Origin of the sequence: Leucobacter sp. HNU (assembly GCF_047946755.1) — a bacterium.
GTDB lineage: Bacteria > Actinomycetota > Actinomycetes > Actinomycetales > Microbacteriaceae > Leucobacter.
The window spans coordinates 2,916,937-2,941,072 of record NZ_CP178837.1 but is presented as its reverse complement, the minus strand read 5'-3'; the positions used below and the strand labels follow the sequence as shown (position 1 = coordinate 2,941,072).

Annotated in this window: 28 protein-coding genes and 1 pseudogene; 17 read left to right on the top strand and 12 right to left on the bottom strand. The window is 71.7% G+C overall.

Translation table 11 applies throughout. From position 1 onward, the window contains the following. Nucleotides 1-18 precede the first annotated feature (18 nt). From AB3K78_RS14345 to AB3K78_RS14335, 3 genes are all read left to right on the top strand, one after another. Entirely contained in the window at nucleotides 19-924 is a 906-nt protein-coding gene (locus AB3K78_RS14345; RefSeq protein ID WP_416444343.1) for a ParA family protein, read from the top strand. After that, the gene (locus AB3K78_RS14340; RefSeq protein ID WP_416444341.1) at nucleotides 924-2,027 is read left to right on the top strand and encodes a ParB/RepB/Spo0J family partition protein; all 1,104 of its coding nucleotides are present in this window, start codon (nucleotides 924-926) and stop codon (nucleotides 2,025-2,027) included. Before AB3K78_RS14345 ends, AB3K78_RS14340 begins: the two co-directional genes overlap by 1 nt. Nucleotides 2,028-2,095: 68 nt before the next feature. After that, nucleotides 2,096-2,566: an SRPBCC domain-containing protein gene (locus AB3K78_RS14335; protein WP_416444339.1), complete on the top strand. Its 471-nt coding sequence runs from the start codon at nucleotides 2,096-2,098 to the stop codon at nucleotides 2,564-2,566. A gap of 90 nt (nucleotides 2,567-2,656) precedes the next feature. Here the strand turns inward: AB3K78_RS14335 and trxA are convergent, their stop codons facing one another. Genes trxA through AB3K78_RS14320 form a run of 3 tightly spaced genes read right to left on the bottom strand, consistent with a single transcriptional unit; the run spans nucleotide 2,657 to nucleotide 5,575 of the window. Next, nucleotides 2,657-2,980 (bottom strand): thioredoxin, encoded by a 324-nt coding sequence (trxA, locus tag AB3K78_RS14330; protein WP_416444337.1) that lies wholly within the window; start codon nucleotides 2,978-2,980, stop codon nucleotides 2,657-2,659. A 33-nt stretch (nucleotides 2,981-3,013) separates the two neighbouring features. Beyond that, entirely contained in the window at nucleotides 3,014-3,940 is a 927-nt protein-coding gene (gene trxB / locus AB3K78_RS14325) for a thioredoxin-disulfide reductase (RefSeq protein WP_416444335.1), read from the bottom strand. Between the two features lie 60 nt (nucleotides 3,941-4,000). Continuing rightward, the gene (locus AB3K78_RS14320) at nucleotides 4,001-5,575 is read right to left on the bottom strand and encodes a DUF6049 family protein (RefSeq protein WP_416444333.1); all 1,575 of its coding nucleotides are present in this window, start codon (nucleotides 5,573-5,575) and stop codon (nucleotides 4,001-4,003) included. A 234-nt stretch (nucleotides 5,576-5,809) separates the two neighbouring features. On the opposite strand from AB3K78_RS14320, the gene AB3K78_RS14315 reads away from it, so the two are divergent. The 11 genes from AB3K78_RS14315 (at nucleotide 5,810) to AB3K78_RS14265 (ending at nucleotide 14,233) form a co-directional block, all read left to right on the top strand. Continuing rightward, on the top strand, nucleotides 5,810-6,274 hold the full coding sequence (locus tag AB3K78_RS14315; RefSeq protein ID WP_416444331.1) for a hypothetical protein: 465 nt from the start codon (nucleotides 5,810-5,812) through the stop codon (nucleotides 6,272-6,274). A gap of 63 nt (nucleotides 6,275-6,337) precedes the next feature. After that, nucleotides 6,338-7,765 carry a CCA tRNA nucleotidyltransferase gene (locus AB3K78_RS14310; RefSeq protein WP_416444329.1) on the top strand — a complete coding sequence of 476 codons (1,428 nt, stop codon included), beginning with the start codon at nucleotides 6,338-6,340 and terminating at the stop codon, nucleotides 7,763-7,765. Further along, nucleotides 7,762-8,541, top strand: a complete 780-nt coding sequence (locus AB3K78_RS14305) for a PIG-L family deacetylase (protein WP_416444327.1) — start codon at nucleotides 7,762-7,764, stop codon at nucleotides 8,539-8,541. The genes AB3K78_RS14310 and AB3K78_RS14305 overlap by 4 nt, the downstream gene beginning before the upstream one ends. Before the next feature lie 74 nt (nucleotides 8,542-8,615). Continuing rightward, the gene (locus tag AB3K78_RS14300) at nucleotides 8,616-9,464 is read left to right on the top strand and encodes a hypothetical protein (protein WP_416444325.1); all 849 of its coding nucleotides are present in this window, start codon (nucleotides 8,616-8,618) and stop codon (nucleotides 9,462-9,464) included. A 144-nt stretch (nucleotides 9,465-9,608) separates the two neighbouring features. Next, nucleotides 9,609-9,968, top strand: a complete 360-nt coding sequence (gene rpsF / locus AB3K78_RS14295; RefSeq protein WP_046454975.1) for a 30S ribosomal protein S6 — start codon at nucleotides 9,609-9,611, stop codon at nucleotides 9,966-9,968. Between the two features lie 3 nt (nucleotides 9,969-9,971). Continuing rightward, complete coding sequence (gene ssb, locus AB3K78_RS14290) at nucleotides 9,972-10,520, top strand: single-stranded DNA-binding protein (RefSeq protein ID WP_416444323.1); 549 nt, start codon at nucleotides 9,972-9,974, stop codon at nucleotides 10,518-10,520. 84 nt (nucleotides 10,521-10,604) lie between these two features. Further along, nucleotides 10,605-10,865 (top strand): 30S ribosomal protein S18, encoded by a 261-nt coding sequence (rpsR, locus tag AB3K78_RS14285; RefSeq protein WP_046454977.1) that lies wholly within the window; start codon nucleotides 10,605-10,607, stop codon nucleotides 10,863-10,865. A gap of 11 nt (nucleotides 10,866-10,876) precedes the next feature. Next, nucleotides 10,877-11,326, top strand: coding sequence for a 50S ribosomal protein L9 (gene rplI / locus AB3K78_RS14280; RefSeq protein WP_416444320.1), 450 nt, complete (start codon nucleotides 10,877-10,879; stop codon nucleotides 11,324-11,326). A gap of 521 nt (nucleotides 11,327-11,847) precedes the next feature. Next, nucleotides 11,848-13,227: a replicative DNA helicase gene (dnaB, locus tag AB3K78_RS14275; RefSeq protein ID WP_046454979.1), complete on the top strand. Its 1,380-nt coding sequence runs from the start codon at nucleotides 11,848-11,850 to the stop codon at nucleotides 13,225-13,227. 183 nt (nucleotides 13,228-13,410) lie between these two features. Further along, nucleotides 13,411-14,004 (top strand): hypothetical protein, encoded by a 594-nt coding sequence (locus tag AB3K78_RS14270; RefSeq protein WP_416444318.1) that lies wholly within the window; start codon nucleotides 13,411-13,413, stop codon nucleotides 14,002-14,004. Beyond that, nucleotides 13,952-14,233 carry an ABC transporter ATP-binding protein gene (locus AB3K78_RS14265; RefSeq protein WP_416444316.1) on the top strand — a complete coding sequence of 94 codons (282 nt, stop codon included), beginning with the start codon at nucleotides 13,952-13,954 and terminating at the stop codon, nucleotides 14,231-14,233. The genes AB3K78_RS14270 and AB3K78_RS14265 overlap by 53 nt, the downstream gene beginning before the upstream one ends. A gap of 32 nt (nucleotides 14,234-14,265) precedes the next feature. Here AB3K78_RS14265 and AB3K78_RS14260 read toward each other — a convergent pair whose 3' ends face one another. The 7 genes from AB3K78_RS14260 to AB3K78_RS14230 all read right to left on the bottom strand — a co-directional run bounded on the left by AB3K78_RS14260 (nucleotide 14,266) and on the right by AB3K78_RS14230 (nucleotide 18,805). Then, complete coding sequence (locus AB3K78_RS14260; protein ID WP_416444314.1) at nucleotides 14,266-15,054, bottom strand: siderophore-interacting protein; 789 nt, start codon at nucleotides 15,052-15,054, stop codon at nucleotides 14,266-14,268. Between the two features lie 162 nt (nucleotides 15,055-15,216). Then, on the bottom strand, nucleotides 15,217-15,783 hold the full coding sequence (locus tag AB3K78_RS14255) for a hypothetical protein (RefSeq protein WP_416444312.1): 567 nt from the start codon (nucleotides 15,781-15,783) through the stop codon (nucleotides 15,217-15,219). After that, on the bottom strand, nucleotides 15,770-16,438 hold the full coding sequence (locus AB3K78_RS14250) for an LssY C-terminal domain-containing protein (protein ID WP_416444310.1): 669 nt from the start codon (nucleotides 16,436-16,438) through the stop codon (nucleotides 15,770-15,772). The genes AB3K78_RS14255 and AB3K78_RS14250 overlap by 14 nt, the downstream gene beginning before the upstream one ends. Then, nucleotides 16,360-16,653: a hypothetical protein gene (locus AB3K78_RS14245; RefSeq protein WP_416444308.1), complete on the bottom strand. Its 294-nt coding sequence runs from the start codon at nucleotides 16,651-16,653 to the stop codon at nucleotides 16,360-16,362. The genes AB3K78_RS14250 and AB3K78_RS14245 overlap by 79 nt, the downstream gene beginning before the upstream one ends. Nucleotides 16,654-16,657: 4 nt before the next feature. Continuing rightward, a complete protein-coding gene (purB, locus tag AB3K78_RS14240) occupies nucleotides 16,658-18,043 on the bottom strand; it encodes an adenylosuccinate lyase (protein WP_416444306.1) in 1,386 nt (461 codons plus the stop codon). A 109-nt stretch (nucleotides 18,044-18,152) separates the two neighbouring features. Beyond that, the gene (locus tag AB3K78_RS14235) at nucleotides 18,153-18,302 is read right to left on the bottom strand and encodes a hypothetical protein (protein WP_416444304.1); all 150 of its coding nucleotides are present in this window, start codon (nucleotides 18,300-18,302) and stop codon (nucleotides 18,153-18,155) included. Nucleotides 18,303-18,307: 5 nt separating this feature from the next. Next, nucleotides 18,308-18,805, bottom strand: coding sequence for a TetR family transcriptional regulator (locus AB3K78_RS14230; RefSeq protein WP_416444302.1), 498 nt, complete (start codon nucleotides 18,803-18,805; stop codon nucleotides 18,308-18,310). 98 nt (nucleotides 18,806-18,903) lie between these two features. Here AB3K78_RS14230 and AB3K78_RS14225 point away from each other — a divergent pair. After that, nucleotides 18,904-20,577: pseudogene (locus AB3K78_RS14225) on the top strand (amidase); the annotation flags it as partial. A gap of 433 nt (nucleotides 20,578-21,010) precedes the next feature. Next, the gene (locus AB3K78_RS14220; RefSeq protein ID WP_416444300.1) at nucleotides 21,011-21,658 is read left to right on the top strand and encodes a GNAT family N-acetyltransferase; all 648 of its coding nucleotides are present in this window, start codon (nucleotides 21,011-21,013) and stop codon (nucleotides 21,656-21,658) included. Nucleotides 21,659-21,671: 13 nt separating this feature from the next. On the opposite strand, the gene AB3K78_RS14215 is transcribed toward AB3K78_RS14220, so the two are convergent. Together AB3K78_RS14215 and AB3K78_RS14210 are read right to left on the bottom strand one after the other, a co-directional pair. Continuing rightward, the gene (locus AB3K78_RS14215) at nucleotides 21,672-22,184 is read right to left on the bottom strand and encodes a low molecular weight protein-tyrosine-phosphatase (protein ID WP_416444298.1); all 513 of its coding nucleotides are present in this window, start codon (nucleotides 22,182-22,184) and stop codon (nucleotides 21,672-21,674) included. A 4-nt stretch (nucleotides 22,185-22,188) separates the two neighbouring features. After that, nucleotides 22,189-22,602 (bottom strand): phage holin family protein, encoded by a 414-nt coding sequence (locus tag AB3K78_RS14210; RefSeq protein ID WP_416444297.1) that lies wholly within the window; start codon nucleotides 22,600-22,602, stop codon nucleotides 22,189-22,191. Between the two features lie 104 nt (nucleotides 22,603-22,706). Here AB3K78_RS14210 and AB3K78_RS14205 point away from each other — a divergent pair, with 104 nt between their 5' ends. Beyond that, a complete protein-coding gene (locus AB3K78_RS14205; protein ID WP_416444295.1) occupies nucleotides 22,707-24,104 on the top strand; it encodes a tetratricopeptide repeat protein in 1,398 nt (465 codons plus the stop codon). Nucleotides 24,105-24,136 lie beyond the last annotated feature (32 nt).

The following is a 24,136-nucleotide window of genomic DNA, read 5'->3' as shown; positions in this document are numbered from 1 at the left end:
ATGACGCACGAGGATGCCATGACTGCAACGAACAACACCCCGGTGGGCGACCACCTGGTGGACAAGATCAGGCGTCGACGCAAACTCGAGAGGACCAAATCTCCGTTGCCCACTGAGCCGCGCATCATCACCGTCTCCAATCAGAAGGGCGGGGTGGGCAAGACCACCACGACCGTCAACCTCGCTTCGGCGCTCGCGCGCCGCGGGGCCAATGTGCTGGTCATCGATCTCGATCCGCAGGGCAACGCGTCCACCGCGCTCGGCGTTCCGCACCAGTCCGAGATCACCAGCGTCTACGAGGTGCTGCTCGGCGACAGCGAGATCGAAGAGGCGATCCAGCCCACGACCGACCACGAGAACCTGTTCTGCGTGCCGTCGACCATCAACCTCGCCGGCGCCGAGATCGAACTCGTCTCGCTCGTCGCCCGGGAGCAGCGACTCCGCAGCGCCGTCGTATCGTTCCTCGAGCGTTCCGAGCGCGAATTCCACTACGTCTTCATCGACTGCCCGCCCTCGCTCGGCCTCCTCACGGTCAACGCGTTCGTCGCGGCGCAGGAGGTCCTGATCCCGATCCAGTGCGAGTACTACGCGCTGGAGGGCCTGAGCCAGCTGCTCGGCAACATCCAGCTGATCCAGAAGCACCTCAACCCGACGCTGAGCGTCTCGACGATCCTGCTCACCATGTTCGATGCCCGCACGAACCTGGCGCACGAGGTCGCGGCCGAAGTCCGTGAGCACTTCCCCACCCAGACCCTGCGGGCCGCGGTGCCGCGCTCGGTGCGCATCTCGGAGGCGCCGAGCTACGGCCAGACCGTGCTCGCCTACGACCCGGCCTCCATCGGAGCGCTCGCCTACCTCGAAGCCGCGGCCGAGATGGCCGAGCGCGGGGCCCCCGCCGTCAACACCAGCAACGAAGGAGCCTGATGGCTACGAAGAAGCGCAGCGGTCTCGGACGCGGGATTGGTGCCCTGATCCCCCAGTCGACGACCGAGGGCGATCGCCCCGTCGACGTGTTCTTCCCCGCCCGCACCGTGACGGAAGCGCCCGCCAACGACACCGAGCTCGACGAGGCCTGGGGCGACTCCGGGTCCGAGGCTCCCGTCGCAGGCGCCGAGTCCGCGGACGCGACGACGGCCAAGCCGCGCACGCGCGCCCAGGCGAAGACCGCGAGCACGCCGACCGAGCCCGAGCCCGAGCCCGAACTGCAGGACGTGCCCGGCGCGACGCTCACGCGCCTCGCCGTGGAGGACATCGTCCCCAACCACGTGCAGCCGCGAACCGAGTTCGACGAGCAGGCGCTCGAGGAGCTCACGCACAGCGTGCGCGAGTTCGGCGTCTTCCAGCCGATCGTCGTCCGCGCGATCGAGCCGGTCCCCGCCGAGGGGCCGAAGTACGAGCTCATCATGGGCGAGCGACGTCTCCGCGCGTCGAAGCGCGCGGGCCTCGACAGCATCCCCGCGATCGTGCGCACCACCGCCGACGAGCACATGCTGCGCGACGCGCTGCTCGAGAACCTGCACCGCGCGCAGCTCAACCCGCTCGAGGAGGCGTCGGCCTACCAGCAGCTGCTCGCGGACTTCGGGATCACGCAGGAGCAGCTCGCCGAGCGCATCGGCCGCTCGCGACCCCAGATCTCCAACACGATCCGCCTGCTCAAGCTGCCCGAGCCCGTGCAGGCCCGGGTGGCGGCCGGCGTGCTGAGCGCGGGTCACGCCCGAGCGATCCTGTCGCTCGACGGAGACGCGGACGCCATGCTGCACCTCGCCGACAAGATCGTGAACGAGGGGCTCTCGGTGCGCGCCGCCGAAGCCGTCGCCTCCGAGGAGCCGAAGCGCAAGGCTCCGAAGCCCCGTGCGGGCGGGCGCCAGGGGCAGCTCGAGGAGATCGCCGAACGCCTGGGCGACCGTCTCGACACCCGGGTCTCGGTGAAGCTGGGGGCCAAGAAGGGCCAGATCATCATCGACTTCGCGACGATCCAGGACCTGAAGCGGATCCTCGCCGAGATCGACGATCCCGGATTCGGATAGGCCGCGGCCACGCACCCGCTGGGAGCCCGGTGAATGCCGCTCGCAGCCCGGCATGATTGACTGGCGGCATGTCTGAAGAGCAGCGCATCGTCTCCGCAGTCGGCTCCACCAAGGCCCCGGCCGAGGTGCTGTTCGAACTGATCGCCGACCCCTCCCAGCAGCCCCGCTGGGACGGCAACGACAACCTCGCGGAGGCCGCGCCGGGGCAGCGCGTGCGCGCCGTCGGCGACACCTTCCGCATGACCCTGACCAAGAACTCCGCCGTGCGCGTCAATCGCATCGTCGAGTTCGAGGAGGGCCGGCGCATCGCGTGGAAGCCGGCACCCGAGGGCGAAGCGGAGCCGGGCCACCTGTGGCGCTGGGAGCTCTCCCCGGTCGAGGGCGGCACGCTCGTTCGGCACACCTACGACTGGACCGAGCTGGAGGATCCGAAGCGGCAGGAGCGCGCACGGGCCACGACGGCGGAGAACCTGCAGGCTTCGATCGATCGGCTGACCGCCCTCGCCGAGGCCGGGGCGGACGAGTCCAGCGCGCGCTGAGCCGCCGCCCGTCCGCGGCACCGCGGCGAACGACCGAGGGCCCGGATCCGAGATGGATCCGGGCCCTCGCGCGTTCGGGGATCGAACGGCTCAGATGATGCCGTTCAGGTGCTCCTCGATCATCGGCTTCGGCATGGCGCCGATGATCTCGCGCACCTCCTCGCCCGCCTTGAACACCTTCATGGCGGGGATGGAGGTGATGCGGTACTGGGCCGCGAGGCCCGGGTTCTCGTCGACGTTCACCTTGACGATGCGGATCTTGCCCGCGTGCTCCTCGGCGATCTGGTCGAGGACCGGTGCGACGGCGCGGCAGGGGCCGCACCACTCGGCCCAGAAATCGACGAGCACGGGCGTCTCGCTCTTCAGGACCTCATCGGTGAACGTGGACTCGGTGACTGCGAGTGCCTGGGACATGCTGACTCCTTCTTCTGTGACGGTTCGCCGCGCTCAGGATTCGAGCGCGGCCAGGTAGTGCTCGGCGTCGAGGGCGGCGACCGTGCCCGATGCCGCGGCGGTGATCGCCTGCCGGTAGCTGGGATCGATCACGTCGCCCGCCGCGAAGACGCCGGGGATCCCGGTCTTCGAGCTGCGCCCCTCGACGGCGATGGTGCCGTCCTCGGTGAGGTCGAGCTGGCCGTGCACCAGGTGCACGCGGGGATCGTTGCCGATGGCGATGAACAGGCCCTCGATCGGCAGCTCACGCTCGGCGCCGTCGACGGTGCTCCGCAGGGTGAGGCCGGTGACCTCGGTCTCGCCGTGGATCGCCGCGACCTCGCTGTTCCAGATGAACTCGATCTTCTCGTTGTCGAAGGCGCGCTGCTGCATGATCTTCGACGCCTTGAGCTCCTCGCGGCGGTGCACCACGTAGACCTTCGAAGCGAAGCGGGTGAGGAACGTGGCCTCCTCCATCGCGGAGTCGCCGCCGCCGATCACGGCGATCGTCTTCTCGCGGAAGAAGAAGCCGTCGCAGGTGGCGCACCACGAGACCCCGTGGCCCGAGAGGCGCTCCTCGTCGGCGAGGCCGAGCTTGCGGTACGCCGAGCCGGTCGCGAAGATGACGGACTTCGTCTCGTAGACGGAGCCGTCGCCCGTGCTGATCCGCTTCACGTCGCCCGAGAGCTCGACCGCGGTGACATCGTCGTAGACGACCTTCGTGCCGAAGCGCTCGGCCTGCGCCTGCATCTTCTCCATCAGCTCGGGGCCCTGGATCCCCTCGGGGAACCCCGGGAAGTTCTCGACCTCGGTGGTGTTCATCAGTTCGCCACCGGGCTCGACCGAACTCGCGATGAGCACGGGTTCGAGGCCGGCGCGCGCGGCGTAGATCGCCGCGGTGAAGCCGGCGGGGCCGGAGCCGATGATGATGATCTGGTGCATGACACTCCTAGGGGTGTGGACGGCCCTGAACCGTCGGGTTCTCCGACTCCGGATCAGGGTTCAGGGGTGAAACTCTTCGGGTGCGCCGGATATTCCGGACCGCCGGCGCCGGCGGATGCTGCGCCAGATGCCGAAGCCGAGCAGGAGCGCGGCGAGGCCGCCGAGCACGCTCAGCGCGACGGTCTCGACGACGCTCCGGATCGTGAGCGGCAGGGTGCCGGTGAACGCCACCTCGTCGCTGCCGACCGGCGAGATGTCGATGATGAGGCCCGACTCCCCCGACGAGATGCGGCTGTCGACCGGTACGAGCGTGGTGCGCCCGCTGCCCGCGGGGATCTCGACCCGCGAGAAGGTCCGGGTCGGCACCGAGATGGCGGCGGAGGCCGGCGACGCGACGACGGTGACGACCGCGTCGAACGGCAGGTCGTTGCGCAGCAGCACGGGAACCCGGGTGGAGGCCCCCACCAGCTGGGTGTGATCGTTGCGGATCGCCGTGACGCCGTTCAGCAGTTTCGCGTCGCGCGCGCGGTAGTCGGCGGCGGTCTTCGCGAAGTCCGCCTCGGGCGAGGCGCCCGAGGTCGCGAGCAGGGCGAGCAGGCGGACCCGCTGGTACTCGCCGAGGCTCTCGGGCCGTGCGAGCAGCGGCGCGAGGTCGGTCACCGCGGACTCGCGGGCGATCGCGTCCTTCAGCAGGTCGAGGCGATCCTGCGCGGGCTTCTTCGGGCTCAGCGTCGCGGAGCCGGCGGCCTGCGCGGTCTCGCGCACCGGCGAGACCCAGGAGAGCGCGTCGAGCAGCTCGAACACCTCTTCGGGGTGATCGTCGTCGGCCACCGTGCGCCGGTCGAGCGCGAGCACGGTGGTGCCCGCAGCGCCGTCGGGCGTCGAGAGCAGGGCGAGGCGGGCGGCGGCTTCGGCGCTGTCCGCGTTGCGCTCCGCCTCGGTGGTCGCCGCGAGGCCGCCGCGCACCGCGGTGCCGAGCTGCGCGTCCGCCACGAGCGCCTGCAGGCCGTCGACGCGTGCGGAGGGTCCGCCCGTCAGCGACACGTTGGACGAGTCGAGCACGACGGACTCGGTGCCGCTGTGCTGCAGCAGCGCGAGCGTCGAGGCGTCCGCCTGACCATCGGCGGGCCAGGCTCGGGCGGAGCCGTTCGGCCACGCGACGAGTTCGTCGAGGGTGGGCGCCGCCGCGGGATCCGCGGTCGGGGTCGTTCCGCCGGTGCCCTGATCCTGGCCCGATGCGTCCTCGGAGCCGGGGGTCGGGGCCGAGGACGCGGCGGTGTAGTAGCCGAGCCCGTTGGGCTCGAGCAGCCGATCCGATCCGAGGGCGGCCTGCGCGGCCGGGTCGGCGTCCGCGAACTGCAGCAGGAACTGCGGGAGCGTCGACGCTTCGAGCCGGGCGAGCAGCTCGCGCGCGGACTGGGGGCCTGCGCCCCGAGACCGCGGATGGCGGCGATCAGCCGGGGGTCGATCGCCAGGGTCGCCTGGTGCCGCTCCGCGGCGTCGAGCAGGGGCGTCAGCCGCGCGGCCGCGTCGCCGAGCTGGCCGCGGGTCGGCATGCCCGTCACCGACGAGGGCAGCAGGAACGGCACGATCACCGTGAGTGCGGTGCGGTGCTTCGCCGCGACGCCGCGCCACACGACCGGGGCGCTCGCGTCGAGGCGATCCGCGGCCGATCCGGGTGATGCGGTCGCGGGGTCCAACGGAGACGCCGACGGGGACGGCGAGGGCGAAACGCCGTTCGTCGCCGCGTCGGGGGTGAACGAGGCGTGCACGGCGAAGACGCCGGGGACCTGACCCAGCAGGATCGCGAGATCGGAGCGGCGGACCGACACCGAGACGGTCTGCTCGTTGCCGGCGCTCGTCGGATCGATGCGCTGGGTCGCGAGCACCGAACCCGGAACCGTCTCCGCCTGGGCGGTCCCGCTGCCCTTCGGCGGTGCGAGTTCGTCGGCCAGGGCGTCGGCCGAGGCGATCCGCTTCGGATCGATCCGCAGTTCGAGGCCGCCGGCGGGCAGATCCTGCTGCGTGGCGTTGCGCACCAGCACGTGGAACACCACCGATGCGGCGTCGTCGCGGATCACCGGTTCCGCCGGCGCGACCACGAGTTCCGGTCGCTCGGCCCGTGCCTCGTCGCCCGTCGCGTCCGTGCTCCCGTCGGCGTGCGCCGACGCGCCGACCGGGCCGCCGAGGGGGAGCCCGGCCACGGGACCGCCGATCAGCGCGACCGTCACCCCGAGCACCGCGGCGCTCGCACGGGCGAGCCGCGAGAGCGCGCCGGTTCGGGGGCGCGTTCGACGGCGCGCGGCGGGCGGGCAGGGCATGCGCCCAGTGTAGAGTCTCGGGCTCGGGAGCGGCCTGAGGGACGGGCCGCACAGCCGCACTCGGTACCCTTGAACCATGCGTCCCCTTGCCGATTCCATGGCCGACCTGCGCGCGATCGCCGACTCGCGGCCCGTCCGCGAACTCGCCGAGGCGTTCGCCGCCGCGGGGCACGAGTTCGCGATCGTCGGCGGGCCCGTGCGCGACGCGCTGCTCGGCCGCTCGGTCACCGACCTCGACTTCACGACCTCGGCCAGGCCCGAGCAGACCCAGCGGATCCTCGACGACCTCGGCACGCAGACCTGGGACGTCGGTCGCGACTTCGGCACCATCGCCGCGAAGGTCCACGGCGAGACCGTCGAGATCACGACCTATCGAGCCGAGGTCTACCGCGACGACTCCCGCAAGCCCGAGGTCAGCTACGGGGACACGATCGAGGGCGACCTCGTGCGGCGCGATTTCACGATCAACGCGCTCGCGCTGATGCTCCCCGAAAAGCGTCTCGTCGACGTCTCCGGCGGTGTCGAGGACCTGCTGGCGGGCCGCATCTCCACGCCGGGATCCGCCGAGGCGTCGTTCACCGACGACCCGCTGCGCATGCTGCGCGCCGCGCGCTTCGCGTCCCAGCTCGGCTTCGAGGTCGCGCTCGAGACCCGCGACGCGATGGCCGAGTTCGCGGAGCGGCTCGACATCATCTCCGCGGAGCGGATCCGCGACGAACTGGTGAAGCTGCTCTCTGCGGCGGACCCGGCCCCCGGCATCCGGCTGCTCGTCGACACGGGCCTCGCCGAGCGGTTCCTGCCCGAGCTGACCGCGCTCGTCGCCACCCAGGACGATCACGGACGCCACAAGGACGTCTACGAGCACAGCCTGACGGTCCTGCGTCAGGCCATCGCGCTCGAGGGCGAGCGTCACCCGGGCGAGGCGCCCGACACGGTGCTGCGCCTCGCCGCCCTGCTGCACGACATCGGCAAGCCGGCCACCCGCCGGTTCGAACGGGGCGGAGTGACCTTCCACCACCACGACGTCGTCGGGGCGAAGCTCGTCAAGAAGCGTCTGCGCGCGCTCCGCTTCGACAACGGCACGGTGAAACGGGTCGCCCGCCTGGTCGAGCTGCACCTGCGGTTCTTCGGCTACAGCGACCAGCAGTGGACCGATTCGGCGGTGCGACGGTACGTGCGCGACGCCGGCGAAGAGCTCGAACGCCTGCACATCCTCACCCGCGCCGACGTGACCACGCGCAATCGCCGCAAGGCGGAGCGCCTGGAGCACGCCTACGACGACATCGAACGCCGCATCGACGAGCTGGCCGAGGCCGAGGAGCTCGCCGCGGTGCGCCCCGAACTCGACGGGGAACGGATCATGGCGGTGCTCGGCGTCCCGCCCGGGCCGCTCGTCGGTCGGGCGTACAAGTATCTGCTCGAGGTGCGCCTCGATGAGGGCCCGATCGGGCCCGAGGCGGCCGAGGAGCGCCTGAGGGACTGGGCCGCGAAGGAGCTCGCATGATGACGGATCCCCACGACTGGTTCGACGGGGCGGCGCGCGTGATGTTCGTCCACGCCCACCCCGACGACGAGACGATCACGACCGGCGGCACGCTCGCGGCGCTGGCCGAAGCGGGGCGCGAACCCCTGCTCGTCACGCTCACCCGCGGCGAACGCGGCGAGGTGACCCCCGGCCCGTTCGCGGCACTCGCCGGAACGGACGGGCTCGCACCGCACCGGCAGCAGGAGCTGGCGGCGGCGCTGGCGTTCCTCGGCGTCCAGCGGCACGTGTTCCTCGGGGTGCCCCCGGCCCGCGCCGACGACCTCTCCCCCACCATCTACGAGGACTCGGGCATGGCCTGGGGCCCGGACGGCCGCGCGATCGCGGCAGGCGACGCGAGCCGGGACGCGCTGACCAGCGTGCCGGCGGTCGAGGCGCTGAACGACCTGCTCGCGGCGGCCTACCAGGCCGGCGCATCGGCGATCGTGAGCTACGACGACGACGGGGGCTACGGCCACCCGGATCACGTGCTCGCGCACCGGCTGTCGCGCGCGGTCGCGCAGGCCCTCGGCCTGCCGTTCTGGGCGATCACCGCCGCCGACGCGGCGGACGACGCAGAGGGGATCGAGGACCACGAGGTCTCGGACTGGATGGAGCGCAAGGTCGCCGCCCTGCGCGCCCACGGCACGCAGCTGACGGTCGATGGCGACGACATCGTGCACGTCGGCGGCCAGCGGGAGCCGATCGCACGGGTCGAGCGCTTCCGCCGCGTCCCGCACGTTCCGCTCGAGGGCTGATCCCGGGACGCGCGCTCGCACCCGGCGCGCCGGGTATCGTGAGGCGCAAGCGATTCGCAGGGAACGGAGCCGCCATGTCCGATCAGCAGATCCCGGATGCGCCGGGCACGACGAGCGGTGCGCCGACCGAGCCCCCGGTGCCGGCGGCGCCCCGGTACGCTCCGCCGCCGCAGTACGCTCCCCCGCAGGCGCGGTACGCTCCGCCGCAGGTGACGCCCCCGCAGACCCCGGCGGCCCGGCGACTGCCCGTCGGCGCGTGGATCGGGATCGGCGCGGGCGCGCTCGCGCTCCTGCTCGTGATCGCCATCGGCGGGTTCCTCGTCGCCGGGGTGCTCGGCGCCCAGCCGCGATCCTCGACCGCGGAGCCCTCCCGCTCGCCGACGCCGAGCGGGCCCGCCCCGTCCGAGGACGGCTCGGGATCCGGCAACTCGCTCGACACCCGCGTCGACTTCGCCGCGGGGCCCTTCTGGTCGATGACGATCGATACCGCCAACGGCTGGACGGCCGAGATCCTCGACCAGCAGGGGGTCAATCGGATCCGCAACGAGCGGACGAGCTGCGTGCTGATGACCTTCCAGGGGTCCGGGGACCCGGAGGCGCCGACGGCGAACGACCGTGCCGCGACGGACGGCACGATCGAGGCAGCGCTGAAGCTCGGCCTGCCGTGGACCGGGGCGACGGGAAGCCCGGAGGTGCAGCCGGACAGCACCGTGTCGGTCCCCCTGGAGCGGGACGGGAGCGTCGAGATGCTGCGGCTCACGAGCCGATACGGGACGGCGGACGGCGAACGGGAGCGCACGATCCTGCTGCGGGCCTTCACTCCCGCGAACAGCGTGCTGATGGCGCAGGTGGACTGCCCGAGCTGGGCGGCCCGGACCTTCGGGGATCCGGCGCTCGAGGGGCTCTCGATCACCGAGCGGTGAGGCCTGCGCGAAATCGTTCGAACTGATAGGCTGTAACGGTTGTCTGTGCGTATCGCGATCCGCGCTGCCCGCAGGCACAATGCACAAACACCCTCCTGTCACAGAAATCCTGTGGCCGTGAAGTCCGAAGGAGGTGGGTCAGTAATGCATCCGTACGAACTGATGGTGATCCTCGATCCCGGTATCGACGAGCGCACCGTGGCCCCCAGCATGGACAAGTTCCTCGGGGTCATCCGCAACGCGGGCGGCGAGATCGAGAACGTCGACATCTGGGGCAAGCGCCGTCTCGCCTACGAGATCAAGAAGCAGTCCGAGGGCATCTACGTCGTGGTGAACTTCACCGCTACGCCCGAGGCCACGAACGAGCTGGATCGTCAGCTGGGCCTCAGCGAGGCCGTGCTGCGCACCAAGGTCCTCCGCGCCGACGAGCTCATCGCTCAGCGCGCCGCTCAGTCGAAGCGCGATCAGGCCAAGGCCGCTCGCGCTGCGAAGCAGGGCGCATAAGTCATGGCCGGCGAGCCGCTGATCACCGTCGTCGGGAACCTGGTTGCCGACCCCGAACCGCGCGTCAGCCAGGCCGGTAAGTCCTGGGTGACGTTCCGGATCGCCTCGACGCCGCGCGTGCGCGACCGTCAGTCGGGCGACTGGTCGGACGGCGAGGCGCTGTTCCTCGGTTGCCGCGCCTTCGGCGAGTACGCGGACAACATCGCCGCGTCGCTCACCAAGGGCACGCGAGTGATCGTCCAGGGCCGCCTCACCCAGCGCAGCTACACCGACAACCAGGGGCAGCAGCGCACCTCCCTCGACCTCGAGGTCGAAGAGGTCGGCCCCACCCTCCGCTGGGCTTCGGCCCAGGTGACCCGCGGTCAGTCGCGCGGTCAGGGCGGCGGTTTCGGTGGCGGGCAGCCCGCAGGGCAGCCCGGTTGGGGTCAGTCGGCCGCTCCGGCACCGGCCCAGCGCGGCGGGGACAACCCGTGGGCGAACTCGGGCAACGGCGGTCAGGGCGGGTCGGCAGGCGACTTCGGCTCCGGCTTCGACGACGAGCAGCCCTTCTAACAGGGCTCGGACGCTCGCCCGAGGGCGAGCACCCTCTCACTACACTTTTGCCCCCTCGGGGGCGGATCACGAAAAGAGATCAATATGGCTGGCAAGTCAAGCGGCGCAGGCCGCAAGCCGGGCCGCGGCAAGAACGCGAAGGCCGCCGCGCCCGCGAAGAAGCAGACGGTCGGCGTCATCGACTACAAGGATGTCGCTACCCTCCGCAAGTTCATTTCTGAGCGCGGCAAGATCCGCGCCCGCCGCATCACCGGTGTGTCGGTTCAGGAGCAGCGTCTCATCGCGAAGGCCGTGAAGAACGCCCGCGAGATGGCGCTCCTCCCCTACTCCGGCTCCGGCCGCTAAGGAGGCGAATCATGGCAAAGGTGATTCTCACGAACGAGGTTCAGGGTCTCGGGTCCGCGGGTGACGTGGTCGAGGTCAAGAACGGCTACGCGCGCAACTACCTCGTGCCCCAGGGCTACGCGGTGAACTGGACCCGCGGTGGCGAGGCTCAGGTCGCGCAGATCCGCGCTGCCCGCGAGGCGCGCGCGCACGCTTCCGCCGAGGACGCTCAGGCGCTCAAGGCGAAGCTCCAGGAGGGCAAGATCCGCCTCTTCGCGAAGACCGGCGCTGAGGGCCGTCTCTTCGGCTCGATCAAGCCCGCGAACGTGGCCGACGCGGTCGCCGAGGCCGGCATCGGCCAGATCGACAAGCGCAAGATCACGCTCCCGACCATCAAGGCGACCGGCGAGTACCGTGCGACGATCCACCTCTTCGAGGGTGTCGACGCGGACGTCACGCTGCAGGTCATCGCGCAGCGCTAGTCGCTGCCGCACCACCGCTCGCTCGACGAGCAGCGGGACACGCGCTGGGGCGGCGGTTCTTCGGAACCGCCGCCCTTCCGCGTTCCGCGACGCGTTCGCCGGCCGTTCACCGGGAGGGCACCCGGGGCCCGCGCGGGCGGCCGGGCGGGCACCGGGGCTCCAGCTGCGCCGATGCGTCCGAGCCGGTCCGCATTCCGGCCGAACCGGTGCCCGCTCTCCACAATCGGCGCGCGGACCAGAACGTTCAACCCTCGAATGAGAGTTGACGGAATTCACAGGCCGAATCCTAGGGAATCCCTGATCACGAGCCTGTATGGGGAGAGATTCCCCCAGTCATCCACACGTTATCCACAAGGTTGGGGATAACACGCGGGGAGTTTCCGTGACTTCTCCACCGGGTTATCCACAGGGGCCGATTTGCCCGGCTTGTGGGCCCCGCAGCACCCCTCTACCGTGAATGTCGGTAGTCCGGTGTCTGATGGGTGAACACCCTCCCCCGGCCAGCACGAAGGAGCACACGAGTGTCGATCGCCCACCTCGGCATCCCCGATCCCCTCATGGACGACGAGGGCGGTCGCGGTACGGAGCGGACCCCGCCTTACGACCTGCTCGCCGAGCAGAGCGTGCTGGGCGGCATGCTCCTCTCGAAGGACGCCGTGGCCGACGTCACCGGCCTGCTCACCGGCAAGGACTTCTACGTCCCCAAGCACGAGGTCATCTACGAGGCGATCCTCGCGCTCTACTCGCACGGCGAGCCCACCGACGCGATCACGGTCACCGACCAGCTGACCAAGACGGGCGACCTGCAGCGCGCGGGCGGCGCCGAATACCTGCACACGGTCACGAGCATCGTGCCGACGGCGGCCAACGCGAGCTTCTACGCCGACATCGTCTCCGAGAAGGCGCTGCTGCGTCGGCTCGTCGAAGCGGGCACGCGCATCGCGCAGATGGGGTACGCGGCCGAGGGCGAAGCGGTCGACCTGGTCAACCAGGCGCAGTCCGAGATCTACTCGGTCACCGGCGCCGCTCAGGCCGACGACTACGTCCCGCTCTCGGACGCCGTGCTCGCCGCCGTCGAGGAGATCGAGAAGGCGCAGAACCAGGAGGGCGGCATGATGGGCGTGCCGACCGGGTTCTCCGAGCTCGACGAGAAGACCAACGGCTTCGCCGGTGGCCAGATGATCATCATCGCCGCCCGTCCCGCCATGGGGAAGTCGACGCTGGCGCTCGACGTCGCCCGCTCCGCGTCCGTGCACGCCAATGCCTGCACCGTCTTCTTCTCGCTCGAGATGGGCCGCGCCGAGATCGCCATGCGCTTGCTCTCGGCCGAGGCGACGATCCCCATGCAGACCCTCCGCAAGGGCGCGCTCGACAGCCGCGACTTCCAGAAGCTCGCCGCCACGCAGGCGCGGATCAACGACGCCCCGCTGTTCATCGACGACAGCCCCAACCTGACGCTGGTCGAGATCCGCGCGAAGTGCCGGCGTCTGAAGCAGCGGCACGGACTGCGCATGGTGGTCATCGACTACCTCCAGCTGCTCTCGAGCGGCAAGAAGTCCGAGAGCCGTCAGCAGGAGGTCAGCGAGTTCTCCCGTGCGCTGAAGCTGCTCTCGAAGGAGCTCGACGTGCCGGTGATCGCGCTGTCGCAGCTGAACCGTGCCTCCGAGCAGCGCGCCGACAAGATGCCCGCCATCAGCGACCTGCGCGAATCGGGCTCGCTCGAGCAGGACGCCGACATGGTGATCCTGCTGCATCGCGAGTCCAGCTACGAGAAGGACAATCCGCGTGCCGGCGAGGCCGACCTGATCCTCGCGAAGCAGCGAAACGGTCCCACCGGCACCGTGACGGTGGCGTTCCAGGGCCACTACTCGCGCTTCCAGGACATGCCGAGCGGCATGTAGCGGGCGTCGTGCCGGCGGCCCGGGCCTCCATCGGTGGTTCCTGCGGGGGCCAGCGCGGGCGCGCCCGGCTCACAGCGCCGAGCGGTAGACTGGATCGGACCTGAAAGGCGGGAAGAACGCGTGGCAGCTGCGGTGAACGAGGGAGACCTCCAAGCGGAGACGGCCGATCGAAGCCTCCGCGCCGTGCGGTTCGTCCGCGCGGGCGTGCTGCTCGTCATCGGCTTCGTGATCGCGTTCAGCGCGACCCTGCACGAGCAGGCGGCGTTCGACCGCTGGCTCGTCGTCGCCGCGCTCATCGTGCTCGGTCTGGCGTGGGCGTGCGAGGCCGCCGCATCGCGGACGAACCCCGCCCTCGCGCGCACCGCGGTGCTGCAGTTCGGCGTGACGTTCGCCGCGGGCCTGCTCCTCGCGGTGCTCCCGTTCGCGGATCAGACGCTCGCGACGGCGCTCGTCGTCGCCGCCTGGGCGATCCTCGTGGCGCTGCTCCAGCTCACCACCGTGCTCCGCGCGACGCAGGCTCCGGCCGCGGGCATCCCCGCCGTCCTGCTCTCGGCGCTCTTGGCGGTCCTGGTCTTCCTCTCTCGTGACGACGCGGTCGCGGTGATCGGCTTCTTCGGGGGTACGCCGTCGTCTGCGGCGTGTTCCTCGGCATCTCGGCATTCGACTCGCGCGGGGCCGCAGCAGACGGAGCACCCGCGGACGCCCTCACGCAAGGACCCACAGCATGATCCAGCCCGAATCCTCCTCGCAGCAGCCCGTCGATCCGTCGCGCCGTGACAAGCTGAAGCCGCTCGAGCTCATCGGCTTCGCCGTGGTGCTCGCGGTGTTCGCCGGCCTCGTCATCCTCATGGCGACCCGCGAGATCGCCCTCGCGGGTATCTTCGCGGGCGCGGCGTTCATCGTGACCGTCATGGTCGTCGCACTCGTCGGCCTGGGCGGCAAGCCGAGCGCCGAGGACGAGGCGGCGCGCAAGGACCTGCAGCACCCCGACGACGTCTGGCACTAGGGGCGGGCGCGGCGGCCCGCCCGCGCCTTCCCTCACTCCTCGTCGGGATCTTCCGGATCGATGGGAGCGTGGTGGTCGAATGCGACCATCCCGCGCTTCCAATAGCCGCTCAGCGCGTACTGCTCGCGCGGCAGCTGCAGCTCGTACTTGAGGAAGCGGCGCAGCGGGACGAGGCGTGACGCCTCGCCCGCGCCGAACACGAAGGTCTCGGCGTCGACCCCGGTGTCGCGCACGGCATCGTCGAGCCCGCCGAAGACCTCGCTGACGAGCACCTCGCGGCCGCCCTGCAGGCGCAGGTACTCGTCGACCCACTCGAGGTCGGCCGGCGGCACGTCGGCGATCACCTCGATCTCGACATCGGCGGGCAGCTCGGCCACCCAGCGGGCCGCGGCCGGCAGGGCCGAGCCGTCGGCCACGATCACGACGCGGCGCACGCCGTGGGGGATCCCGTGGGAGCCGCGGGGGCCGACCACGACGATCGTGTCGCCAACCCCGGCGGTCTCGGCCCAGGCGGCCGCGGGGCCGGGATCCTGGTGCCGCAGGAAATCGAGGTCGACTGAGACCTCGCCGCTCTCGGGATCGCGGCGCACGTTCAGCGGCGTGAAATCGCGCGCGAACATCGGGCCATCGGGCCGCACGATGCCGTCCGCGTCGGGGCCCACGGGCGTCGGAGCGAGGTACTCGCCGGTCGCGGGGTTCGGGAAGAACACGCGGGCGTGATCGCCCGGGCCGGTGGAGGCGAAGTCGGCGAAGTCGGGGCCGGTGAGCGTCACCCGCACGAAGGCGTCGACCGGACGGCTGACGGCCGATACGGTGCCCATGCGGGCGGTGAAGCGGTGCCGCCTCCCTCGCGGGCGAAACGGGCGGGTGAGGTGGCGTCCAGGGACTCCGACATGGGCAGCTGATCCTTCCGAGCGGTGTCCTTCCAGCTTGGCCCAGGCACACCCGGGAAGCAATCATCTGATGAAGTTGATCGAAGGCTCTCAGGATTCGGACGCCGTCGGCTGCGGACCGTTCCGGGCATCGCGCTTCGCCTCGCGTCGCAACCGCCTGCGGGTGCGCGAGCCGCGCGCCCACGCGCGCGCCTCCCGGCTGGACAGGGCGAGCAGCACCAGGATGTCGATCGCCACCGTCAGCAGCGAGGTGTTGATCGTGATCTCCTGGCCGGCCCGGAAGTAGTCGACGGCGGCGGTGATGATGCTGGCGGTGAGGCCCGCCATCGTCACGACCCGCGCGAAGTTGCTGCCGCGCCAGATCAGCACCGCGAGCACGCCGAGCACGAGCACGCCCAGGCCGCCGAAGCCGAGGATCAGCCAGAGCAGGATCCGCGACTCCTCGACGTCGAGGTCGAACTCGGCGCCCATCTCGCGCCAGACGAGCGCGTACGCACCGAGCCACGCGACGCCGACGAGCGCGCGGGCGAAGGTGAGGCCTGCGCCGAGCGCCGTGGTCCCCGGTCGTCTCGATTGCGGGGCGATCGCGGTCTCGCGCACGAGCAGCGGCACGGGCGACTCGATGGAGGCGCGTTTGCGAGGCTCATCGTGATGCATCGGTCGCACCTCCCTCAACGCCGGGGGCGACGGGATCATACGCGTCGAGCCCCCGCAGGTCCACGACCGGCAGGTGCCCGTCGGTGCGGACGCTGTCGCCGCCCCCGTTGCGGGAGTGGTAGCCGGTCGAGAAATCGCGCAGGATCTCGAGTTCGACCGCGGGGGAGACGCCGCGCAGCGAGTCCACGATGAAATCGCGCTCGATGTCGATGTCCGCGTCGATCCGGTGCGTCACCTGCAGGGTGAAGAGCGACAGTCCGACCGCCCGGTCGAAGGTGCCCGCCGCGAGCCACTCGACGCGGGCCCCGCCCGGCAGCAGCCAGCCGTCCGGCGTGCGCCAGAAGCGTACGTGATGCCGCTTGGCCGGGTTCCCCGCGACCTCCTGCTGATATGCGAAGTCCTGGATCCTGCCGAACAGGAACAGCGGGCTGACCGGGGCCTCGTGGTAGCTGCGGCGGCTCAGCGTGGAGGTGACGATGCGCAGCGAGCTGCGCGCGGTGACCGGATCGGCTCGGGTCCAGCCCGCCGCGAGCATCGCGGCGTGCAACTGCGCCTCCTCGCCCTGCAGGGCGAGGTTCACGGGGTCGCCCAGCAGGCCGTCGCTCGTCCGCGTCCGGCCGATGAAGTAGTCGGGCACGTAGATCGTCGTGAGCACGCGGTGGATCCGGGGAGCACCAGATAGGCGAGCATGCCCCAGAACACGACGAAGACGAGGATCCCCCACCAGCCCAGGTGGAAGCTCTCGGAGAGCAGCAGCCAGGCGAGCCAGATCGCCGCGATCCCGGCGAAGACGAAGAAGAACTCGTCGGCGACGGCGAGCAGGGAGAAGCGGCGGCGCGGCGCCGCCCCGTTCTCCGAGCCCGCCGTCATCGGATCATCCGCGGAGCAGGTCGAGCAGCTGCGCCGCCGCACCCGTGTAGGTCGCGGGGGTCAGCGCGAGCAGGCGCTGCTTCGCGGCGTCGCCGATCTCGAGGCCCTCGACGAACTCGATGAGCTCGGCCTGGCCGATGCGGCGGCCGCGGGTGAGCTCCTTGAGGGCCGCGTAGGGGTCCGTGATGGTGGATCGGCCGGCGGTCACCTCGGCGCGGATCACGGTCTGGATCGCCTCGCCGAGCACCTCCCAGTTGGCGTCGAGGTCGGCGGCCAGCGCTTCGGGCGCCGCGTCGATCTGACCGAGGCCCGTGAGGATGTTGTCGAGTGCGAGCACCGAGTGGCCGAGGCCGACGCCGATGTTGCGCTGCGCCGAGGAATCGGTGAGGTCCCGCTGCCAGCGGCTCGTCACGAGGGTCTCCGCGAGCGAGTCGAGGATCGCGTTCGACAGCTCGAGGTTGGCCTCGGCGTTCTCGAAGCGGATCGGGTTGACCTTGTGCGGCATGGTCGAGGATCCCGTGGCGCCCTCGACGGGGATCTGGCGGAAGTAGCCGATGGAGATGTAGCTCCAGATGTCGGTCGCCAGGTTGTGCAGGATCCGGTTGACGTGCGCGATGCGGCTGTAGAGCTCCGCCTGCCAGTCGTGCGACTCGATCTGCGTGGTGATCGGGTTCCAGTCGAGGTCGAGGCCCTCGACGAAGTCGCGCGAGATCGCGAGCCAGTCGGCATCGGGATCGGCGGCGAGGTGCGCCGCCCAGGTGCCCGTCGCGCCCGAGAACTTGCCCAGGTACTCGATCTGATCGAGCTGCGCGACCTGGCGCGAGAGGCGGTGCACGAACACCGCGATCTCCTTGCCGAGCGTGGTCGGGGTAGCCGGCTGGCCGTGCGTGCGGCTCATCATGGGGAGCTCGCGGTACTGCTCGGCCTGGCGGGCCAGCTCGACGACGACCGCCTCGAGCTTCGGGCGCCACACCTCGGCGACGGCCTGCTTCACCGTGATCGCGTAGGAGAGGTTGTTGATGTCCTCGCTGGTGCAGCAGACGTGGGTGAGCTCGGCCAGGCGGCCCAGGTCCATCTCGTCGAGCTTGCCCCGCACGAGGTACTCCACGGCCTTGACGTCGTGCTGGGTGGTGCGCTCGGTCTCGGCGAGCTGGTCGATCTCGGCCTGGCCGAAGTCCGCGGCCCAGGCGCGCAGCTCGGCGACCTCGGCGGGGCTCAGCGGGGCGGCGCCGAGCAGCGAATGCTCGGTGAGGTAGACGAGCCACTCGACCTCGACGTGCACGCGGGCCTTGTTGAGGCCCGCCTCCGAGAGGAAGTCGCCGAGTCCTGCGACCGCCGAGCGGTAGCGGCCGTCGAGCGGGCTGATGGGCTGCGTGGGAAGCGAGGTCATGTTCGGCGTTCTCCCGAGTCGGTGGCGTGCGCTGCTCCCACCATTCTCCCATGTCCGATTCCGGCCCCGTCCCGAACCGCGCGGGTGCGGCCGCAGCCGGCTCCGAAGGTCAGGCGGGCTGCGGTCCGAGCGCCTCGCGGGGGATCCCGAGCTCGGTCGCGAGCACGGCCGCGACGAGGTTCACGCGCGGTTCCGATTCGCCGGGATCGCCGCCCGCCCGGCGCCGCACGAGCGCCTGCGCGTTCAGGCCGTCGATCATGCCCATCACCTCGCGGGCGAGCACCTCGGGGAGGCGCAGCGGAACTCGCCGGCCGCGACGCCGTCGCGCAGGAGGTCGCCCATGAGTCGTTCCCAGGCGTTCAGCTGCTCGAGCACGGCTCCGGCGAGCGGCGCCGACCGCCGACCGAGGCTCCAGCCATCGGTCCACACGGCCGTGACGTCGTCGCGCTCGCCGCCGAGCAGAGAGGCGAGGGTCGCCGCGAGGGCCGCGGTCGGCGTCGGTCGCGCGGTCGCGAGTTCGCGCACCTCGGCGAGTTCGCGGGCGCTGATGGCGGTGAAGGTCTCGGCGACCAGATCCTCCATCGAGGTCGTGTAGTGGCCGATGAGTGCGGCGGCGACCCCGATCCGCGCGGCGAGGGTGCGCCGGGAGATCGCGTCGAGCCCCTCTTCGAGGGCGAGCGCGCGTGCGGCTGCGACGATCTGTTCGCGGCGATCCTCCGGGCGCATGCGCCGGGCGCGGGGCAGGGAGGGGTCGACGGTCATGGCGGTCAGCCTAGCTGTGCGGGGTCGGTGTTGGACTCGAGCCGTGCTGTGATTATTGTGAGGGGTGACAATAACGTCGAGCGGGCGAGGAGGCCGGTGTGGAGCGGATCGATGTGGTCGAGGCCGGGATCGAGCAGCTGCGGAGCGCGCTGGACGGCGGCGAGACGACGAGCGTCGGCCTCGTTCACGAGTATCTGCGGCGCATCGGGGCCTACGACCGGCACGGACCGCGGCTCAACGCGATCCCCGTGCTGGATCCCGCCGCGTTCGCCGCCGCTCGCGCATCCGACGAGCGCCGCGCCGCGGGGGAGCTGCTCGGTCCGCTCGACGGAATCCCCTACACCGCGAAGGACAGCTACCTCGCTCGCGGCCTGCCCGTCGCCGCGGGATCACCGGCCTTCGCGCGCGTCATCGCGCAGCACGACGCCTTCGCGGTCGAACGGCTCCGCGCGGGTGGCGCCGTGCTGCTCGGCCTCACCAACATGCCGCCGATGGCGAACGGCGGCATGCAGCGCGGCGTGTACGGCCGCGCCGAGAGCCCCTACAACCCCGACTACCTCGCCGCGGCCTACGTGTCGGGATCCTCGAACGGATCGGGGGTCTCGACCGCGACCAGCATGGCCGCCTTCGGCCTCGGGGAGGAGACCTGGTCGTCGGGCCGCTCGCCCGCATCGAACAACGCGCTCGTCGCCTACACGCCCTCGCGCGGGGTCATCTCGACCCGCGGCAACTGGCCGCTCACCCCGACCATGGACGTCGTGGTGCCGCAGACGCGCACGGTGGCCGACCTGCTCGAGGTACTCGACCTGCTCGTGGTCGACGACCCCGAGACGCGCGGCGACTTCTGGCGCCGTCAGCCCTGGATCTCGCTGCCCCGGCCCTCGGAGCTGCGGCCCGAGCGCTTCGCGCGGCTGCGGGACGACGGCGCGCTGCGCGGCGTGCGGCTCGGGGTGCCGCGCATGTACATCGGTCGCGACGCGGGCGCCGACGTGCCGATCGGGACGCACCCCGACGTGCTCGTGCTCTGGGAGCGCGCGCGACGCGCGCTCGAAGCGCTCGGCGCCGAGGTGGTGGAGTGCGACTTCCCCGCGGTGTCGAACTACGAACGGGATCGCCCGGGTGCCCGCAGCCCGGTCGAGCGCGGCCTGTGGCCAGAGGAGTACCTGCGCGAGGAGGTGCACGACCTGCAGGCCTGGGGTTTCGACGACTTCCTCCGGGCGAACGGCGATCCCGAGCTGCACCGCCTGGCCGACGCCGACGGTCCGCGGATCTACCCCGCGCCGACCGGAACGGTGGCCGACGTGCTCGAGGTCTACGATCCCGTCTACGACATCGACATGGCCGAGTACGTCGACATCGCGAGGCGCGGCCTGCCCGAGCGCCTGGAGGACTTCGCGCACCTCGAAGCGGGGGTGCGCGGGCTCGAAGCGGCGCGGCGCATCGACCTCGAGGAGTGGATGACCGCGCAGGGCCTCGACGCCCTCGTGTTCCCGGCGGCCGCCGACGTGAGCCGCGAGGACGCCGAACGGGATCCCGATGAGCACCGGAAGGCCTGGACGAACGGCGTCGGCGTCTCGAACGGGGGCCTCGTGCCGCGGCACTACGGGATCCCGACCGCCACCGTCCCCATGGGGCGCATGGCGAGCACCGGCATGCCGGTGGGGCTCACGTTCGCGGGCCGCGCGTACGACGACTGGCGGCTGATCGCGTTCGCGGGGGCCTTCGAGACGGGCATGTCGCTGCGCGCGACGCCAGAGCGAACCCCGCCGCTCGTGGAGGAGAGGGGGTCGGGGCCGATCCCGACCGGCGCCCGGCCCGGAGGCGGTGCGCTGGCCGCCGCGCCGACCCTCGACGTCGCGCTGCGCCTGGTGGGCGACGGATCGGACGTCGACGAGCACGGCCGCGCGCCCGCGGTGGAGGTCCGCGTGCGGAGCGACGCCGAGCGGGTCGAGGTCGCCGTCGACGGTGCCCTCGTCCCCCTCGAGCGCACGGCCGACGGCTGGATCGGCCGGCACGCGATCGCCGCCGATCAGCACGCGCACCGGCACAGCGAATGGCGGGAGCCCTACGGTTCGCTGGTCTCGGTGATCGGAAGCCGCGCGGGCGCCGGGCAGGCGGGCTGGTTCGGGGCGGTCGGCGGGATCCTCTGAGCCGGGCCGTCGGATGCCGCGGAGCGTAGGCTCGGGACGGACGAGGGGAGCTGCGATGTCGCTGATGGTCGACCGGTGGGCCGAGGGATGGGCCGCGTGCCGCGAGAAGCCGCTGGAGCGCGACGGAGCCGCCTGGCTGGTGCGGGTCGGCGACGAGCACCGCGAGGTCGAGCGCGTCGTCGAGTCCCCGTCGCCCGAGGAGGCGCGCCGCCTCGTCGCGCTCTCCGAGGGCCCGCGCCGCTGGCTGACCGTGCTCGGCGAGCCGGACGCGGAGGTGGCCGTCGAGCTCGGCCGGTTGCGGAGCGTGTCCCGCGTCGAGACCATGATGACCGCGCGGCTCACCGCGATGCCGCGCGACCGCGACGCGATCCTCGAGGAGCGGGGCGACGTCGCGACCGTCGCGCTCATGGTGGACGGGGTTGAGGCCGCTCGCGGCACGGCCGGCCTGTCGGGCGACGTCGCGGTGCTCGACCGCATCTCGACCGATAAGCGATACCGCCGTCGCGGGCTCGGACGGCGCGTCGTCGACGCGCTCAGCGACTGGGCGGTGTCGCGCGGGGCCGACGCCGGTGCGCTCGTCGCATCGCCCGAGGGCCGTGCGCTCTACTTGCGCCTCGGGTGGGCCGACCTGCTGCCGGTCGCGAGCTACGCCGGTGCCGAAGCGAGCGCAGCGCCGGGCGATGCCGCAGGTCGCGTGACCTGAGCTGTCGACGCCGCTATGCGCTGGCGCGCCCGCCGTCGAGCCGTTCGAGCAGCACCGCGCAGGAGCGTTCCACCTGGGCCAGCACCCGGTCGTAGACCTCCTGCTCGTACTCGTACGGGTCGAACACGTCGGGGTCTTCGGGGTGCTCGGGGTCGAACTCGGTGAGCAGCACGACGCGATCCGGATCCGCTCCGAGCCGGCGCATCGCCTCCGCGTGGCCGCGGTCGAGCGCCACCAGCACGTCGTTCCCCGCGATATCGGCGTCCGTGAGCTGCGCCGCCCGGTGCGCCTCGCCGTCGTACCCGGCACGGCGCATCGCGTCGCGCCCGCGCGCAGCCGCCTGCTGGCCGACGTGCCAGTCGCCCGTGCCGCGCGAGGTCACGGCGAAGCGTCCGCCCGCGCCCGCCCGTTCGGCGAGGGCGCGGAAGACCACGTCGGCCATGGGCGAGCGGCAGATGTTGCCCGTGCACACGAAGCAGATGCGCAGGGGAGCGCCGACGGGCGCCCCGGTCGTCGACCCGGCCACCGGCTCAGCGATCCCGGTCCGCGCGCTTGCCCGTGCCGAGGATCCCGTTCATGATGCCCGACAGGATCGAGAGCACCAGCGCCCCGAGCACACCCCACCAGAACGTGTCGACGTGCAGGCCCCAGCCGATCGCGTGCGCGAACCAGGCCACCACGAGCAGCAGGAACCCGTTGATGAGCAGGCCGAACAGGCCGAGGGTCAGGATCCGGAGCGGGATCGACACGATGCGGATGACGGTGCCGAGCGTCGCGTTCACGACGCCGAAGATGAGCGCGACGAGCAGGAAGCTCATGATCCGGGCGCTCGAGTCGTCGGCGTAGGGCTCGACCCACACGCCGTGGTCTCCGCTGCCGCCGACGATCAGCGTGGTGAGCCACAGCGCGAACGCGCAGACGATGATGCGGGCGATGATCCTCATGGGACGATTCTCGCACCCGGGCCTCGGATCCGCCCGGGAACCCCGCGAGCCTCCTATCCTGGGGCCGAGGACCACGAGAGGATCGCCACCGCATGCAGGACCCGATGAGCGAACGCGGAACGACCGCGGGCGACGTCGCGAAGCGCGTCGAGATGCTGCAGGGGTTCCGCCGCCTCGACGAGGCCGCCGAGGAGTGCGGGAACGGGCTCGCGAGCTTCCCCGAGGACCCGAGGCTCTGGGAGCTGCTCGCCGAGATCGAGCAGGCGCGCAAGCGGCTCGGTGCGGCCGAGCACGCGGCGCGCACCGCGATCCGGCTCGACCCCGAGGACGGCTTCCTGCCTGCGACCCTCATCCAGATCCTGCTCGACCAGGAGCGATTCGTGGAGGCACGGGACCTCGCGCGCGGACTGGTGGAGCGGTTCTCCTGGAACGCCGGGGCGCACCTGCTGCTCGCGCGCGCCGAGGCCGGCGTGGCTCAGCAGCAGCCCGGCGCCGTCCACCTGGCCCGTCAGCACGCGCAGACCGCGGTGTCGCTCGCGCCGAGCGACCCGGGGGTGCTCAGCGCCGCCGCGGCGGTCATGGGCGACATCAAGGATCGCGCGGAGGCCGCTCGCCTGGTGCGGGCGGGCCTCGCGATCGACCCGGGCGACTCCGTGCTCCTGCTCCAGCAGGCCGCGTTCGGGGCCCGGACCGACATCGGCGCGACCCGGCTGATCCGCTCGGCGCTCGCGGCCGACCCGACCGACTCGGCCGCCGCGTGGGCGTTCCGCGAGACCATCTGGGTGCGCCGCCGCTGGATCCCGGCGTTCGCGATCTGGAGCGCCGCCGCGATCGCGGTCCCGCCCGCCGTCCTCTTCCTCGTGGTCCTGACGATCCAGAACCTCGTGATCCTGCTCGGCAGCATGCGCGCGATTCCCCGGGGCGAGCTCCGCCGGACCTGGGAGCGGGCGCCGAGGCTGCGATTCGCCGTGCCCCTCGCCCTCGTCTGCCTCCCGTGGCCGCTGTGGGGCGTCGCCACGCACGGGTTCGCCATCGGGGTGCCGCTGTTCGGGCTGATGGTCGCCGAGCTCGCGATCCTGTTCGGCTCCCGGGCCGACGAGCGCCGGCTCGAGGGACTGCACTCCGGCTCCACGCTGCGCATGATCGCGAGGACCAAGCAGCAGGAGGCGAACACCGGATGGGGGCGGCTCGGCGTGGGAGTGTTCGCCGCACTGTTCGGGGTCGTCCTCACCCTCTCAGCGGGCGGAGGCATCCTCGGGCGCGCGGGGGAGTGGCGCATCGACTCGGTGATCGGCGCCTGCGCCGCGTTCGGGATCATGGCCGTGTTCGCCGGCCCGCCCCTCGTCGCGCTCGCGCAGGCGAAGGAACGCCGCCTGGTCGCCGATCGGCTCCCCGCGGACGGAGCGGCCCGCACCGCCCGCCGCATCGCCGCGGCCGCCATCGGCGTCGCCGCGATCGGTGCGATCGTCGGCGGAGTCGGCCTGGGGCTCTCGCTAAGCTGAGGGGATGAGCGAAGCCGCGTCCGCAGCCCCCG

Bases quoted from the DNA above. Each gene is read 5' to 3' on its own strand.
- AB3K78_RS14255 (WP_416444312.1), bottom strand. From the start codon at position 15,783: ATGCATCACGATGAGCCTCGCAAACGCGCCTCCATCGAGTCGCCCGTG.
- AB3K78_RS14220 (WP_416444300.1), top strand. From the start codon at position 21,011: ATGTCGCTGATGGTCGACCGGTGGGCCGAGGGATGGGCCGCGTGCCGC.
- AB3K78_RS14210 (WP_416444297.1), bottom strand. From the start codon at position 22,602: ATGAGGATCATCGCCCGCATCATCGTCTGCGCGTTCGCGCTGTGGCTC.
- ssb (WP_416444323.1), top strand. From the start codon at position 9,972: ATGGCCGGCGAGCCGCTGATCACCGTCGTCGGGAACCTGGTTGCCGAC.
- AB3K78_RS14235 (WP_416444304.1), bottom strand. From the start codon at position 18,302: ATGATCGACGGCCTGAACGCGCAGGCGCTCGTGCGGCGCCGGGCGGGC.
- AB3K78_RS14245 (WP_416444308.1), bottom strand. From the start codon at position 16,653: ATGACGGCGGGCTCGGAGAACGGGGCGGCGCCGCGCCGCCGCTTCTCC.
- AB3K78_RS14260 (WP_416444314.1), bottom strand. From the start codon at position 15,054: ATGGGCACCGTATCGGCCGTCAGCCGTCCGGTCGACGCCTTCGTGCGG.
- AB3K78_RS14205 (WP_416444295.1), top strand. From the start codon at position 22,707: ATGAGCGAACGCGGAACGACCGCGGGCGACGTCGCGAAGCGCGTCGAG.
- rplI (WP_416444320.1), top strand. From the start codon at position 10,877: ATGGCAAAGGTGATTCTCACGAACGAGGTTCAGGGTCTCGGGTCCGCG.
- purB (WP_416444306.1), bottom strand. From the start codon at position 18,043: ATGACCTCGCTTCCCACGCAGCCCATCAGCCCGCTCGACGGCCGCTAC.
- AB3K78_RS14345 (WP_416444343.1), top strand. From the start codon at position 19: ATGACTGCAACGAACAACACCCCGGTGGGCGACCACCTGGTGGACAAG.
- AB3K78_RS14300 (WP_416444325.1), top strand. From the start codon at position 8,616: ATGTCCGATCAGCAGATCCCGGATGCGCCGGGCACGACGAGCGGTGCG.
- AB3K78_RS14335 (WP_416444339.1), top strand. From the start codon at position 2,096: ATGTCTGAAGAGCAGCGCATCGTCTCCGCAGTCGGCTCCACCAAGGCC.
- AB3K78_RS14265 (WP_416444316.1), top strand. From the start codon at position 13,952: ATGATCCAGCCCGAATCCTCCTCGCAGCAGCCCGTCGATCCGTCGCGC.
- trxB (WP_416444335.1), bottom strand. From the start codon at position 3,940: ATGCACCAGATCATCATCATCGGCTCCGGCCCCGCCGGCTTCACCGCG.
- trxA (WP_416444337.1), bottom strand. From the start codon at position 2,980: ATGTCCCAGGCACTCGCAGTCACCGAGTCCACGTTCACCGATGAGGTC.
- rpsF (WP_046454975.1), top strand. From the start codon at position 9,609: ATGCATCCGTACGAACTGATGGTGATCCTCGATCCCGGTATCGACGAG.
- AB3K78_RS14340 (WP_416444341.1), top strand. From the start codon at position 924: ATGGCTACGAAGAAGCGCAGCGGTCTCGGACGCGGGATTGGTGCCCTG.
- AB3K78_RS14305 (WP_416444327.1), top strand. From the start codon at position 7,762: ATGATGACGGATCCCCACGACTGGTTCGACGGGGCGGCGCGCGTGATG.
- AB3K78_RS14310 (WP_416444329.1), top strand. From the start codon at position 6,338: ATGCGTCCCCTTGCCGATTCCATGGCCGACCTGCGCGCGATCGCCGAC.
- AB3K78_RS14315 (WP_416444331.1), top strand. From the start codon at position 5,810: ATGCGCTGGGTCGCGAGCACCGAACCCGGAACCGTCTCCGCCTGGGCG.
- rpsR (WP_046454977.1), top strand. From the start codon at position 10,605: ATGGCTGGCAAGTCAAGCGGCGCAGGCCGCAAGCCGGGCCGCGGCAAG.
- AB3K78_RS14230 (WP_416444302.1), bottom strand. From the start codon at position 18,805: ATGACCGTCGACCCCTCCCTGCCCCGCGCCCGGCGCATGCGCCCGGAG.